We start from the raw sequence: 15,423 nt of genomic DNA, 5'->3' as shown, positions 1-15,423 counted from the left end.
CCCTACTCCCCTACTCCCCTACTCCCGATCAGCGATCGCTACTTTATATTTATTACCAACTTTTTTCAAATTAAAGGCATGAGAAGACTTTAAAAAATTGAGAAATTTACCTGTTAATTTTAACTGTTTCATTATTGTATTAATAGAATAATTATATTGTTTATGAAACTCTATGCCAATAATAGAAATGCAAATGTACCCAGAAGGATCGTAAGCAGCTAAAACTTTAATAATATTTACCAAAGCTTTTTCCAATTCTTTTGGAGAACGAATTATTTGTGAATTTACAGTCTGTATATTTTCAAATGTTTCTGAAGAGTTAGTTATTTGTGAACTTACAACCTGTATATTTTGAGCAAGTGCTACCTGATATTGTTTAGATTTTGGTTTTTTTTTCACTCTAAATTTAGAAGAGACTTTGACAAATTTCTCCAGGGTATTGCTAAGGTTGAAACTCTTTAATACCTCATCAATATCTTCGCCAAATATTTCTAGAAATTTTTCATCAACTAACTTCAAATCCACAAAAATTTTATTCTTCTTGACTGGAATATTAGAGATAATTTTCATCAATTCTTGCTCCAATTCTGGTGGAGAATTAATTTGAGGTAAATAAACAGTTTCTGATTGAATATATTCCTCATTTTCAATAAATTCTGTACTAATATTTTGAGTTTCCCAAATCTCCACTTCTTTTGAATAAATATATTCCTCATTTTCAACCAATTCTGTAGTAATATTTTGAACTGGTAAAATATCCACTTCTTCAGGAACTATCTTGGGTAAACTTTGTTGAGATTTTTTATCTACAGAAATTTCATATCGTTTCTCCAATAAACTAGAAATAATAGATAATTCAGACTGGTGCTGACTAATTGACTCATTTTCCTCTTGCAATAACTTTTGAATTTGCTCCACAAAATCTTCTAATGGAGGAATTTCTGTTGCCATTTTTAGGGAATAATGCCTCACTTCCAAACTATTTCGATTTTCTACGCTCAGAATATTATGTGATTCTCTTCTCACTCGATAAACAGTCAAACCTTGATTTTGCAAACTATTACAAAGATGAGTTAATAACCAATCCGAAGAACAAACAAAAACAGCTTTAGCATCAGAATATTGTCTACCAATAGCTGCCCCCATAGACATCATTTGAGCATCAGCACTATTCTTACCTTCAGGAACATGAATAAGTTGATATCCACGCTCAAAAAGTTCTATATCATGTTTACTCAAACTAGAACTTTTCCAGTTACCAAAAGCAATTTTAATTTGTAAAGAATATTCAGAAATACTAGCTAAAAACTTTTCCGTATTAATATCAATTTTCAGATTTTCAACATCTAGTAATAAAATGGCAATTCCAGTTTTGGGTGCTTCAGCTAAAGTTTTTATATGAGATTGATTAAGAGAAATTTTTTGCCCTATTTCTGAAGTAGAAAATTTTTCCATAAACTGCCGACCACAATCTTTGCAAAGATAGCGTTGACGATTGTGAGGACGACCATTTTTGCGTAAAGACGTAGAATTACAAGTGGGACATTTCATAAATAAAGAAGGGATAAGGAATATTATCAAGACTTACGCAAAAACCGGGTTTATCAATAAGTGGACTGGCAAAACAAACCAAGGTCAAGTTTATCCTTGATTATTGAAAGAATTTCAAAAGTCAATGTAGGTTGGGTAAAACGAAGTGAAACTCAACATAAATTGTTATTGTACTATAGCAATCCTATTTTATTTATGTACAAAATTCAAAAGCTTTTAGAGAAAAGGGAACGCTTAACTAGGAACAGGTGGGAGTTACGGTTTTCGATAAATCAGTTTTTTATTTACTTTTTGATTTGTTACAACCTATTTAGGATTGCTATATTATTGTTTATTGTTTGGTTTCGTTACTCAACCCAACCTACTATACTAATAGCTAATAACTAATAACTCATAACTCAAATGGCTCAATGTTTAAATCCTAACTGTTTAAAATCCAACCCACTAGAAACAAAATTCTGTCAAAGTTGTGGTGAAAAATTAATTTTAAGAGAACGTTATTGCCCTTTGAAAATTATCGGTCAAGGTGGTTTTGGCATAACTTTTCAAGCAGTAGATGAAGATAAACCCTCAAAGCCTTTTTGTGTAATTAAACAATTTTTTCCTCAAGCACAAGGAACTAACACTTTAGAAAAAGCAGCGGAATTATTTGCTCAAGAAGCTGAACGTTTGGATAGTTTAGGTAAACATTCACAAATTCCTGAACTTTTCGCATATTTTACTCAGGATAATCGACAGTATTTAGTACAAGAATTTATCGACGGGCAAAATTTACAACAAGAGTTAGAAGAGTCAGGAGCTTTTGATGAAAGTCAAATTTTAGAGTTGTTAAAAAGTTTGTTGCCTGTGTTAGAATTTATTCATTCTCAGCAGGTAATTCATCGAGATATTAAACCAGAAAATATTATTAGGAAATCCTCCCCTGATGCCCTGGAAAAGGGGGGAGATATGGTATTAGTAGATTTCGGGGCAGCTAAATATGCGACTATGACTGCTTTAGCAAGAATGGGAACTGTTATAGGTTCTGTCGGATATGTTGCACCAGAACAAGCAATAGGAAAAGCAACTTTTGCTAGCGATATTTATAGTTTGGGTGTGACTTGTATTAATTTATTAACTGGTGTGGAACCTTTTAATTTATTTGATGTGAGCGAAAATGATTGGGTTTGGCGAAATTATTTAAGGTCTGATATAAGTGATGAAGTTGGAGAAATATTGGATAAAATGATTGTTGGAGCAACTAAAAAAAGGTTTAAAAATGCAGGAGAAATTTTGTCTCTTATTGAACCTAATTTTCAACCACAAACACCTAATTTTACACTACCAAAACCTACTTTTTCGCCAGAAATATCTCAACTATCAATTATTCAGTCTACTGCTCAACGACAAAAAAAATATACTTTTCCACTAACAATATGTCAATCACCAACAGAAGAATTAGAGAAAGGAGAACTCTTTACTTTTGAAGTTATTACTGTCAATAAATCAGGCTATATTACTAAGGTTACTTTGGGAAGTGCTAGGCAAAAAATAGAAGATTTAGGTAATGGTATTAAGTTAGAAATGGTTTATATTCCTGGAGGAAGTTTTCTAATGGGTTCACCAAAAAATGAGAAAGAAAGAGATAACAGTGAAAGTCCGCAACATCAAGTAACTCTTCAACCTTTTTATATGAGTAAATACCCTATTACTCAAGAACAATATCAAGTTATTATGGGAAAAAATCCTTCTTCTTTTAAAGGTAAAGGAGGAAAGCGCCCAGTAGAAAGTGTGAATTGGTATAATGCTATAGAATTTTGTAGAGAGCTATCCCTGAAAACAGGAAAAACTTGGAAATTGCCTAGTGAAAGTCAGTGGGAATATGCTTGTCGTGCAGGAACAAGAACACCATTTTATTTTGGAGAAACTATAACACCTGATTTGGTTAACTATGACGGTAACTCTCCTTATGGCAATGCTCCTAAAGGAAAATATAGAGAAGAAACAACTGATGTAGGAACTTTTCCACCCAATGCTTTTGGTTTATACGATATGCACGGGAATGTCTGGGAATGGTGTCAGGATATTTGGCACGATAATTATAACGAAGCGCCTACTGACGGAAGCGCTTGGGAAACTGGAGGAGATAGTGGTAGTAGAGTTCTCCGTGGTGGTTGCTGGGTGATCAATTCTGGCATTTGTCGGTGTGCCTGGCGTGGTGACGATGTTGCCGATAGTTGCGACGACAGTAGGGGTTTCCGGATTATTTCGTCTTCTGCCACTGATTAATATCATATCTGGTTGAATAGTTATATCAAGTCCGGTAGTATCGGTGTAATTAGGGCTGGCTGAAAAAATATGAAAGCTTTGTCTATCAATGCTTTTATGAATTTTCAGTCTGGCAAAAGTGTCAGCTTTTAGGTCAAAAAGGTTGAAAAAGGAGGGCATTTTGGGCGCAGATAGCAATGTGCGCACTTAATATTTACAAATTGCAGGAGGTGTTCCAGCAGCTCATAGTTTTATATTATCGGCAATTTATTCTCCCTATTGCCAAATGAGGTGTTGCCTGTTGCGCGGCAGCGCAGCGCCATAGTTGGGCAAAAAAATTACTCCCTACCTCCCCATCACCCCATCACCCCATCACCCCATCACCCTATCACCCTATCACCCCATCACCCCATCACCTAGACTCTAGGTATGGTGGTCTTGCCTGGTTGACAACGGCACAACATCATGAAAATGTGAGTAATTAAAGTAGTTTTGACCATCAATTCCTGTAGACATCACATCTACAAAATAGTGATCCCAAATAATATCATTTAATCTATAAACATGACGAGTATGAATAGTTTGAGAAACAGTTTCATCTAACCCGGTAAGGGTGACAAAAAATTGAATACCCTGATTATTTACATTTTGAAAATCATCTTCAGACCAACCATATAGAGGACTATTTTCATCAATTTGGTGCATTACTGACCAGGTAAGAGTTAGCATCGGTGTTTCAGAACGAACTAATTTTAAATCGCAAAATCGTCGCATAGAATGTCCTTCTGAAGTAACCTCTTGAGAAAGTAATACAGTTACTCTAATTTGAGCTTCAACTATCCAATTATGACGTTGGTTAGCAATACGAAATATGAGAGTAGGTACGCCATTGTAAGGACAAATAACTGCTACTTTACTAAAAAGCACTCGTGCTGTTGGCAATGAGAAACGAGCAAACATTAAACCTGTAATCATTGCCACTCCTATTAAGCCAATAAAAACTTCTATAGCTACTAATATATGAGTATAAACATTTGTGGGGTACATAGCACCATAGCCAATAGTTGCCATAGTTTGTACACTAAAAGAAAAAGCATCAATAAAAGAACCTGGTTTAGCATTAGCAATCCCGCCATTACTTCCTAAATATAGAAATGTAAATAGAGTGTTAATTAAAACATAAAAACTAATAATTATTACCCATAGTTGTAGCCAAGATATTTTCATTAACCAATGGTAAAAATCACTCCAGTGAAAATTAGGAATGCCGATAATTTTAAAGTCTATTGAACCAATTTTTCTAACAACTGCTTTTTTAATTTTTTTTCTACTTATTTTCATTACTAATAACTGCTCCTTTAGATAACAAAAGTTAATTGTGGAAATTTCTGCTAAAATCTACTTTGTTAAACTGAAAATAATATATGGCGCTACGCACCAGGGAACAGGGAACACTTAACAGGGAATAGGGAACAGCAGACTATCAAAGGGTTTTTCGTATAGGGAAATAGGGAAATGCTCCGCAAACAAGATTTATAAATGTCGGCCTCCTTTGCTTCGACTGCTATAATAATAAATTAACAACTATGAGCCAGATTTAAGTTTTTTGGAAATCTACGATCGCCTCCATCAAGTTAATGAAATTTATAATCAATCATTGTTTGCCAATACACATCTGGCATTCCTGTATCAAAACATTTTCCTTTGACTAAATATGTAGTCATTCCTTCTGTTTTTTGCAATTTATCTAAACAAGATGTCAATTGAAATTCTCCTTTTTCTCTAGCATTTTGTTTAATATTTTCTTCTAAATAATCAAATATTTTGGCGGTTAAGACATATATGCCAAATACTGCCAAAAATTCATCTTCTTTCATTCCGGCAACATGAAGTTTTTCTCTGGCAAAATTTAGATATGGTTTTTCATAGATAGCATCAATATTAATTAAACCATCGGCAACTAAATTTCCACCAATACAACCATAATGATGTGTTTCTGTTCCGGAAATAATTCTCACCCCAATTACATTTTGATTCGTTTGTGCATATATTTGTAAAATTTGATTTGTACAAGATTGTTTCACCTCGGAAGCATAAATATGGTCTCCTAATAAGAGTAAAAAAGGTTGATCTCCTACCCAATCTTTAGCACAAAAAACTGCATGACCATAACCAACTTGTTCAGATTGAGTTAAGAAAGTAACTTTGCTGCCTAAATTTTGTAAATATTGACAATATTCTTGTTTGTCTGGAGAAAGTTTTTCATAATAACTGGGGAGAACTTGGAAAAAATCTCTAAATACTGGAATATCATTTTTTTGTACAACTATTCCCACTTCTTCTATTCCGCTATTTATCGCTTCTTCCACAATTATTAAGATTATTGGTTTTGCCCTACCATCTTTATCAATAATGGGAAATAGCTCTTTTTTCACGACTTTAGTAGCAGGAAACATTCTTGTACCAAAACCTGCTACAGGAATTACGGCTTTTTTAACTTTTGTGGTAAATTCTTTCATATTTTGTTTATTTTTAGATTAACTAATCAGTAATTACCCGGAAATAAGATTCATTTAGGCAATAAATATATAAAGTTTTTTGCTTTTAACAAAAAATAAATATTTTTGAGAATGGGATTTTAGCATTAATCATCCACTTCGTCAATAATTTAATAATTTAACCACATAATATAATGTTTAATAATTATCAAGTTATTGTATTAAATTGTATTAATTTTTAAAGTAGGAACAAAAATTTTTCTCAAGGGTCTGGCGATGATTTTACTTAATAAATAAATTGAGATTATATCAGAAAAATTACTTAATAAGTTCACTATTTATAATGGTTATCAACTTTAAATCACAGGAAGGCCATAATAGAAAAAATAAATTTTATGGGAAAAGTTATCTTTTTGAAGATAGTGGGTAAGATAGTATTAAGCAAATGAATTTTAGGAGGGGTTTGCACAAAGAATAAATCTAATATTCTCTAGATATTTATTGTGATTTTTATAGAAAATGTCATTGATAAAAACAGTAGTATCTAAGAGTATTTAAAGCTCTGAGGCTAGACAATAAACGTCGTTTATTGCCATAATTATTATTTAATAAATTAGGAAATTTAGACTATAAAACCCGTTTTTGTCTAAGTCCTAATAAAATTAAATATGGGTAAGCATGCAGTCGTCAACTAGCTTCCTAGAGAGGAACTCCATTAACAGCTATTAATTTTAGTTAAGTGATAAAAGCTTTATTGACTGACAAACAAAAAATATTACTACAAAAGTCAACTTTAAAGTCTATATTCATTTAAACCCCGTCTTTGACCAAAGGATTTTACTGCTGATAGCTGTTTGGTAAGCATTTCCTGCGGAATGCTTACAAATATGCCAAATAATTTTGGTCTAATCTTGACTAATAATTCTTTTTGCCAAGAACTAAATTACAGGTGCATCTCATAGCAAAAATACTTTTTTTCTATTACCTATTGCCTATTCCCTAAAAGCAACATTTTTTTTGCTTTCTTAAAAATTTAAGATGCACCCTAAATTACCACTTGTAAAATTTCAAATTTCCATTGATTTTAATAAGGAGAAAAAACAATGGCTCAATTTTTTGGTTCCAACGGAAGAGATAATATTAAAGGTACAGACGAAAATGATATTATCCGTGGTTTCGCAGATAAGGATAAACTTGATGGTAAAGATGGTAATGACTTCATTGATGGTGGAGCAGATGATGACGATATTGATGGGGATGATGGGGATGATAGTATTTCTGGTGGTACTGGTGATGATAAAATCAAGGGTGATGATGGTAATGACTTAATTTTTGGTCAAGAAGATGATGACGATATTGATGGGGATGACGGTAATGATAGTATTTCTGGTGGTACTGGTGATGATAAAATCAAGGGTGATGATGGAAATGACTTGATTTTAGGTGATGATGGTGATGATACCCTGGAGGGCAAGAAAGGTGATGATATTTTGGTTGGAGGTCCTGGTAGTGATAAGCTCCGTGGTAGTTCGGGTGATGATATCTTTGTTTATACTGGTCTTGGTGAAGGTGTAGATGAAATTAGCGATCTAGAAGTTGATGATGATACTATTGGTTTGTTAGCAGAAGTATTTGACCCCAATAACACTGGTGGGATAAATTTTGTGACATTGACTAATGTTGATCGGGATGAAGTGGGGACTCGATTAAGCGATCCAAATTTATTAGATGATGCAACTATCAATGAAAATTTTCCAACACTCCTCTTTTTTGATGAAGACGATAATGGTAAAAAAGGTACATTAGCTTACCTTCGGGGTAATGTAACTGATATCCTCGCTAGGATATCAGTCAAAAAAGGAGATTTAAGTGTTGATAATTTTCGGTATGTAAAAATTGAAAGTCCTGAAGTAAATGATCAGAATATGGTAATTGATTTTAGCGCTGGAGGAGTTATCAGTGTTGAATCATCTACTTTGGAGTCTCTAGGTATTAATTTAGAAAATTTTCAAACATCAATAATTAATGAAAGTTCTATAAACTTTGAGGAAAATACTATAGAGCTTGATTTTGATGCTAATTTATTCATTATTCCCCAAGAAATCACTAATATTACGGTGTTGCAACAATTGTTAGTAAGTATTGAATTTAGCAGCACAGTTTTATTCTTATTTAGTACAGCAGAGAATACATTTTTAGCATCTTTTGATGGTGATGAAATCAACACTATTTCTGAGTATGAAACAGTATCTAACCTCGAATCATTTACCATTGAAAATCTGAATATTAGCACGAATGAATTATCAGTTAGTAACATAGAGCAAGTATCAATTAGTGTATCTATACTTGAACAATTAGGAATAACTACTTTAGATGATATAACGAGAATTGTTATAGAATCTGAAGAAACTGATATTATTCCTACAGTAGTATTTCAGTTGTTAGTTTTCCAAACAGAAGAATTTAATACTGAAGCAGAGCTGCAAGAACGAGTAGATTTCTTTGTGAAAAATAATCCAATTTTAGTTCTTGCTAATATTGATGGTCAAACTGTTTTAATATTCTCAGATGGTACTCCAGAAGGAATTACTACTATTCAAGAATTTGGTGGAATTATATCTGATATAGAATCATTTAGTAGTGCTAATCTGAGCCTATTCAATGAAATCAAAATTACTGCTGATAATAATACTATTTCTGGTACAGATAATCCTGATGAATTTTTCATTCTGGAAACAATTGAAGGCGGATATACAATTGAAGATTTTGATAGTAATACAGACATTATTAAATGCAGTTCCCAAGATTTTGGTGGTCTAAAAAATGAAAATTTATCCAGAGCTATAGTTTCAGTATTTACCACTGCTGAACAAGTAGGAAATGCTAATCTTTTAGTTATTGACCAAATATTTGCTTCGGTAGCAGAAGTGGAAGCACGACTAAGCGAGTTGGAAATAACTAACTCTGTTTTCTTGACTTACACCGATGAATCAGACAATACTGTTTTAGCTTTTTCACGAGGGGGTTCAGTTGAAATTATTGCTAACTTTGCTACTGATGTAGAAATTGATATAGATAATTTCTTGATCATAGGTGGTGATGATAAAAATAATGGATTTGATGTGACAGTAGATCGGCTAAAAATTGATGCTGAGATACTCACAGATATTGATGTTACAGTAGAAAATTTCACCAGTGTTAATATCACTGCTGGTTTTAGCGAACAGGTAGAACAAAGTTTCTTGATTTTTGAGTCAGAAAGTTTTGCTAGTTTAGAAGTTCTGCAAGAACGTTTGGTAGATCTAGTAGGCACTCGCTCAGTTCTTGTATTAGTTAACATCGGAGTTAGCACTCAGTTAGTATTCTTCAATGGTACTGAGTTTCAAGTATTACAAGATTTTGCAGTACAACTGGCAAATATCGGTGAGTTCACTTTTGAAAACAATTTACAGTTTACCAGCACTGTTGATATTACCAACCAAACAGAAGTCACAGCTACTGTTGGTGTAGTGGATCAGTTTGTATTCAAGGGATTATCAGAAACTGGGGTGACAATTACTAACTACAACGAAGAAGATGTATTTGAATGTGATTCCCAAATATTTGGTGGCATCACGAATGACACTTTACAAGAATTGACTGTCACCCAAACAGCAACCTCAATAGGAACTGCTAATTTCTTATCCTTTGAGGGTACTTTCACACAACAGCAGTTATTTGTACGGTTGCAAACTCTACAGGTTGGAGATATTTCCAGGTTCCTTGTATATCAGAATGAACTTAACCAAACTGTAGTAGGTTACTGGACAGGTACAGAAATTAATATTCTGGCTAATCTGGAAGCTAACGCTAGCGTCACCACCAAGAACTTTTTCTTTGTCAATGAACAAGCAGAAGAACCCGAATCAGAAGTCAATGTTGTCATTGGTAATCCAAATACAATAGTCCTCAACCCTGAGATTGAAAATGTAATTCAATTCAATTCTTTAGAGGAAACTGGTTGCAGAATAGTTGGTTTCAGTGAATCAGACTCCTTCAACTTCAACTCATCACTATTCGGCGGTTTCAGTAACTCAACCTTTAGTAGTTTAGTTGTAACTGAGTCAACCACTAATATTGATATCCAAAACCAAACTCTACTGCTTATTGAGCAACAAATTAACTCAATAGAACAACTACAAACACTGCTTATCAATTTAGACATAAACAGTCCAGTATTCGTTCAATATACCAACCAAGAAGGTCGTAGCGTATTAGGGTTTGCCCAAAATAGTAGTCAAGTAGAAGTTGTTGCTCAGTTTACATCCGAACTAGAACTAACTGTCGAGAACTTTAACTTTACTCAAATAACTGCAACAAGTTCAGAGACAGAAATTACCGCTACCACTGGTTTAATAGACACGATTTTCTTTGACTCATTAGTTGAACCTGCCACTATTAATAACTTTGAAACCACAGATATCCTACAGTTCCAAACCGGAGTATTTGGGAATTTCCAGAACGGTAATTTCAAGGAGGTTACTGTCAACGAGTCAACCACAAGTGTTGCCAAAAATATAGGTCTCGTTGACTTGACTCAAGAATTTGCTTCCCTCACAGCAGTAGAAACACGGTTGCAGGAACTCGGTGTTAACAATAATGGTACTTTTGCCACTTATGTTAATGCAGAAAATCAAACTGTACTGACTTTCTTCCAAGAAGGTAGTTTAGAAATTGTTGCTACCTTCGATGTAGAAATAAACTTAAACGTTAGCAACTTTACCTTTGTTGGTGTACTCGCAGGTGGAAATACAAACGACTTCCTTTCCGGTAGTCCAGGTCCAGATGTCCTAAACGGTTTCGGAGGGAATGATACCATGGAAGGTCTTGGTGGAAATGATACCCTACGAGGTGGTAAAGGCAAGGACTTGATTAACGGCAATAGCGGTAACGATCGCTTAGTTGGCAATAACGGCAATGACACTCTCAGGGGGGGTGCTGGTAACGACTTCATCCTTGGTGTGAGTGGCAACGATTTGATGGAAGGAAATTCCGGTTTTGACCATCTCTTAGGAGGTACGGGCAACGATACTCTCCGTGGTGGTACTGGTCGCGATCGCCTCAATGGTGGTCCTGGTAACGATGTACTTACAGGTGGTGCAAGTATTGACCGCTTTATTTTTAACACCAATAAAGAGTTTACTTCAGCAGATGTGGGTAGAGACGAAATTACTGATTTTGTTCCAGGGCAAGATATTATTCTGTTGGATAAAGATACTTTCACTGCACTTACGAGCGTTCAAGGTGACGGATTCAGTGTAACAACAGAATTTGCGGAAGTCACCACTAATGCACAGGTGGCAACTTCTGGGGCGTTTATTGTCTACAACAGCACAAATGGTCAGTTGTTCTATAACGCTAATGGTAGCGATCCTGGTTTAGGTGGAGGTGCTAATTTTGCTACCTTAACTAACGAAGCAGAAATTGATGCTGGTGATTTCTTCTTGCGTTAACTAGCTATCAGTATTTAGCATTCAGCTATCAGTTTTTAGAGCTAGCTGAATATCATGTCATCACCAAAAAACTGTAGGGGCTAATGGCTATTCGCCTCTACATACAATAGACATCTCCAGAAAAGAGGGAACGCTTAACTGGGAACAGGAAGAAATAACAGGACTTACGCAACGACGCTAGATATAGTGCTTAAAACTATTGCACAATAGTTTTTTAACTCCATATATAGTACCTTTCCGTAAGTCCTGAATAATTGATAATTTATGGATAAGAATTGATTTGATTTTTCATTTTTGGAGATGTCTAATGGAGTTCTCAAGGCAAAACGGATAGTCAAGATAATTAGGGTTTGCGTATGGAAATCTAAAAGTCTTTAAAGATAAAAGTTTTAGCCTTTTGTAAGTACGGAAAAAGTAGCTAGTTTTTGGCTGTTGTGATCTGAAAATGGTAAAGTTTTGACACTAAAACAGGATTTACGCAAAGTTACTATATGTGGAGTTTAAAAACTATAACGTTATAGTTTTTGAAACTATATATGTGGTATCTGCGTAAGTCCTGACTAAAAATCAGAAAATTTGGCCGTAGCAGATAGTCTAAACTGTTCCCAGTTAAGTGTTCCCTTTCTTCACTAAGAAACTTTTTCAGCAAACCCTAAGTAGGAGGGTTTATCAACAAAATTTCCTGGTTTGAGCAACAATATCACTAGGGTTAAACCCGGTTTCTTGGTCGCTTTGCGTAAGTCCTGTTCATATACTATCTGCTGATAACTGATAACTGATAACTGAAGTTACCCAATAGCATCCTTCAAAGCATTCTGAGTCATAGCAGCGATCGCTTGATCTGTCGCTTTCGGTAAATGATAATACTTACCCCCCGACTGTTTCGCCAACTCTTTCGCAAACCCAGTGGAAACAAACTTATTCTCCGTATCTATCATCAATAACTGAATCCCCAAACCCCGAATTTTTGCAGCTATTTCCAATAACTCCTCCTTAATATTCGGTTTCTCATCATCCAACATCGGTTCCCCCAAAGAACGCGCCAAGGGAACATTCCCCCGCCCATCAGTAATAGCCACAATAACCACCTGTCCCACATCACCAGACTGTTTCGCATTCACACCAACTCTCACCGCTTGAGTCAAACCATGTGCTAAAGGCGAACCCCCACCACAAGGCATTTTTTCCAAACGTCGTCGGGCAGCAGTTATGGAACGAGTCGGCGGTAACAAAACCTCAGCCTGTTCTCCCCGAAACGGAATCAACGAAACTTGGTCTCGACTCTGATACGCCTCCGTCAACAACTGCATCACCGCCCCTTTTGCCGACTGCATTCTATTCAACGCCATCGAACCAGAAGCATCAACCACAAATACCACCAAAGCACCCGCCTTTCTTGCCAACCGTTTTGCTCGCATATCACCTTGTTCCACAATAACTTGACGGTTTGGTTGACGTTCTCTTCTCGACTTTTGATAAGGAGCAGCAGCACGCAAAGTCGCATCCACCGCAATACGTCGCACCTTACCTTTAGGCAACATTGGTTTCACATAACGTCCCCGATCTTCAGAAAAAATCATACTCCTACTACCAGACTTACCTTGACGGTTTGCCGTTTGCGCAAAAGACAACACACTATCATCTAAAACCACTCCCTCTGGATCGAACAAAAATTCTTCGGGAATACTTGCCTCTTCTTCCTCTGGAGGTTCGGGGTTTTCCTCTTCTTCCTCTTCCTCATCCTGTTCCTGTTCGGACTGATTTTCTGGAGGTGGAGGCGGTGGAGGTGGTTGTTGTTCTTCTTCAGGAGGAGTTGGCACTATCGTTGCTCGCGGTACAATAACTAACTCTACTGCTCGACGCAAGTCATCAGCATTCACAGTTGTGCGTCCGTCTAATGCTGCGGATGCCCTAGCAACTCGCACTGCAAAAAGTTCTGCCCGATGTCCTTGCACTCCTCCGCGAACCGCTTCTTCTACTAAATAAAGTATTTGTTCCTGGGTAATAACCACATCTTTTACCCATTCCCTCGCCAACAAAATCTGAGTTTTCAAATTATCTATATCTTCCGTGTACCTTTCCAGAAAAGCTTGAGGAGAACTAGCATAAGCTAAAGCTTGTTCTACTGCTTCTACCCGTTGATCTAAACCTAAAATCATATCTGCGGAAAGAGCGATCGCTATTCTATCCAGCAAATGTTCTCGTAACGGCCCCTCTTCAGGATTATAGGTAGCAATAAATAGGGGTTGACAAGGATGTTCAAAACTGATACCCTCCCGCTCTATCTGATTTCTCCCTTCTGTCAAAACCGTCAGTAATAGATTCGCGATATTATCATCCAGCAAATTAATTTCATCTACATATAATACCCCTCGGTGAGCAGCAGCTAATAGTCCTGGTTGAAAAACCGTTTCTCCCTCTTTGACCGATTTTTCTACATCCACCGAACCCAATAACCTATCTTCTGTGACTCCTAGAGGAACTTGAATAAAAGGAGCGGGTATAACTTCTGTCGGTATTTCTCCTGTTGTGGCGTTGGGATACTCTTCTAAAAGTTGTTCATCCCATTCTTCTGGATAATTGGGATTACAGTTACTAATAGAACCTTTGACAATTTCAATAGGAGGTAAAAGGGAATGTATAGCTCTTGCCATCACAGATTTGGCAGTCCCACGACGGCCAGCAATGGCGACTCCTCCTAATCCTGGATCGACGGCTGCTAATAATAAGGCCATTTTTATGGCTTCTTGTCCAACTACGGCAGCTAGAGGAAAGTTGATGATGGTGGGAGGGTTAAGAACGGGCATAGTTTTAATAAAATTTAATTTGTCCAAATTTAGAATTATTCAATTTTTTAATTCTTAATTCTTAATTCTTAATTCTAAATTCTAAATTCTTAATTCTAAATTCTTAATTTTCTATCTATCTTTAAAATAAAGCTACACATTATCATCATTAAAATCTTCATTTTTAGTCTTTTAATTAATCAATTTGGTAATATCCAAATTAATAAGTTTTATTTATTTGCAACATAATTAATGGCGATATTTAATCAAGGGGTAGAACCCCTTGTTTTTGTTTATACTAAGTTCAGTAGATGCACCCTGATAGTTACAGTCCCTTAGCCAATTTTGGTTCAAGGGACTTTTCTTATTCAGGATTTGCTGATTAAACATCAAAGTCTTAACTGACAACTGAAATGACTCACATCTTTACTTAACATAAAATTTGACAAAATTGACAAGTTATGAATAAGTCTGGGTTCGCCTTTTACGGTTCCCGATCAATCGGGAGAAAAATGTATGAAAAAACACATTTTTTGGTGATTCCTTAAGTAGTTTTACCTATACTATCGGTATGATTCACTCCCTGTAGGGGTTTGGTCTCCAATTTTTCGGGAACCGTACCTTCTGCAAACTAGGAGTTTTCCCTCTTTTCTGATGCTAGAACCTTATTCTCCAATTTTTCGGGAACCGTAGCTAGCGGATTTATATAATTAAAAATTATATTTTTTATAATTAATAAATATAACTAAGTGAGGGGTTTTACCCCCTAGTTTAAGCTATACTAATTTTAGTAGATGCACCCTGATAGTTATAGTCCCTTGGTCAATTTTGGCTAGAGGGCTTTTTTTT

Annotated in this window: 6 protein-coding genes; 2 read left to right on the top strand and 4 right to left on the bottom strand. The window is 35.5% G+C overall.

The window, feature by feature from the left end; genetic code table 11:
• Positions 1-18: 18 nt before the first annotated feature.
• Positions 19-1,551, bottom strand: coding sequence for an IS1/IS1595 family N-terminal zinc-binding domain-containing protein (locus tag VKJ25_RS18560; protein WP_324238126.1), 1,533 nt, complete (start codon positions 1,549-1,551; stop codon positions 19-21).
• 402 nt (positions 1,552-1,953) lie between these two features.
• Between VKJ25_RS18560 and VKJ25_RS18555 the strand changes: the two genes are divergently transcribed.
• The gene (locus tag VKJ25_RS18555; protein WP_324238125.1) at positions 1,954-3,819 is read left to right on the top strand and encodes a bifunctional serine/threonine-protein kinase/formylglycine-generating enzyme family protein; all 1,866 of its coding nucleotides are present in this window, start codon (positions 1,954-1,956) and stop codon (positions 3,817-3,819) included.
• Between the two features lie 402 nt (positions 3,820-4,221).
• Here the strand turns inward: VKJ25_RS18555 and VKJ25_RS18550 are convergent, their stop codons facing one another.
• A complete protein-coding gene (locus VKJ25_RS18550; RefSeq protein WP_324238124.1) occupies positions 4,222-5,139 on the bottom strand; it encodes an ion channel in 918 nt (305 codons plus the stop codon).
• 293 nt (positions 5,140-5,432) lie between these two features.
• A complete protein-coding gene (locus VKJ25_RS18545) occupies positions 5,433-6,317 on the bottom strand; it encodes a UTP--glucose-1-phosphate uridylyltransferase (RefSeq protein ID WP_324238123.1) in 885 nt (294 codons plus the stop codon).
• A gap of 1,082 nt (positions 6,318-7,399) precedes the next feature.
• Here VKJ25_RS18545 and VKJ25_RS18540 point away from each other — a divergent pair.
• Positions 7,400-11,788, top strand: a complete 4,389-nt coding sequence (locus VKJ25_RS18540; RefSeq protein WP_324238122.1) for a calcium-binding protein — start codon at positions 7,400-7,402, stop codon at positions 11,786-11,788.
• A gap of 788 nt (positions 11,789-12,576) precedes the next feature.
• On the opposite strand, the gene bchD is transcribed toward VKJ25_RS18540, so the two are convergent.
• Entirely contained in the window at positions 12,577-14,595 is a 2,019-nt protein-coding gene (gene bchD, locus VKJ25_RS18535; protein ID WP_324238121.1) for a magnesium chelatase ATPase subunit D, read from the bottom strand.
• Positions 14,596-15,423 lie beyond the last annotated feature (828 nt).

Origin of the sequence: Okeania sp. (assembly GCF_035285525.1) — a bacterium.
Classification (GTDB): domain Bacteria; phylum Cyanobacteriota; class Cyanobacteriia; order Cyanobacteriales; family Microcoleaceae; genus Trichodesmium.
The sequence above is the reverse complement of the archived record's forward strand: the minus strand, read 5'-3'. Positions and strand labels throughout refer to the sequence as shown.

Excerpts from the sequence above, each read along its gene's own strand:
- VKJ25_RS18560 (WP_324238126.1), bottom strand. The coding sequence starts at position 1,551 with ATGAAATGTCCCACTTGTAATTCTACGTCTTTACGCAAAAATGGTCGT.
- VKJ25_RS18555 (WP_324238125.1), top strand. The coding sequence starts at position 1,954 with ATGGCTCAATGTTTAAATCCTAACTGTTTAAAATCCAACCCACTAGAA.
- VKJ25_RS18550 (WP_324238124.1), bottom strand. The coding sequence starts at position 5,139 with ATGAAAATAAGTAGAAAAAAAATTAAAAAAGCAGTTGTTAGAAAAATT.
- VKJ25_RS18545 (WP_324238123.1), bottom strand. The coding sequence starts at position 6,317 with ATGAAAGAATTTACCACAAAAGTTAAAAAAGCCGTAATTCCTGTAGCA.
- VKJ25_RS18540 (WP_324238122.1), top strand. The coding sequence starts at position 7,400 with ATGGCTCAATTTTTTGGTTCCAACGGAAGAGATAATATTAAAGGTACA.
- bchD (WP_324238121.1), bottom strand. The coding sequence starts at position 14,595 with ATGCCCGTTCTTAACCCTCCCACCATCATCAACTTTCCTCTAGCTGCC.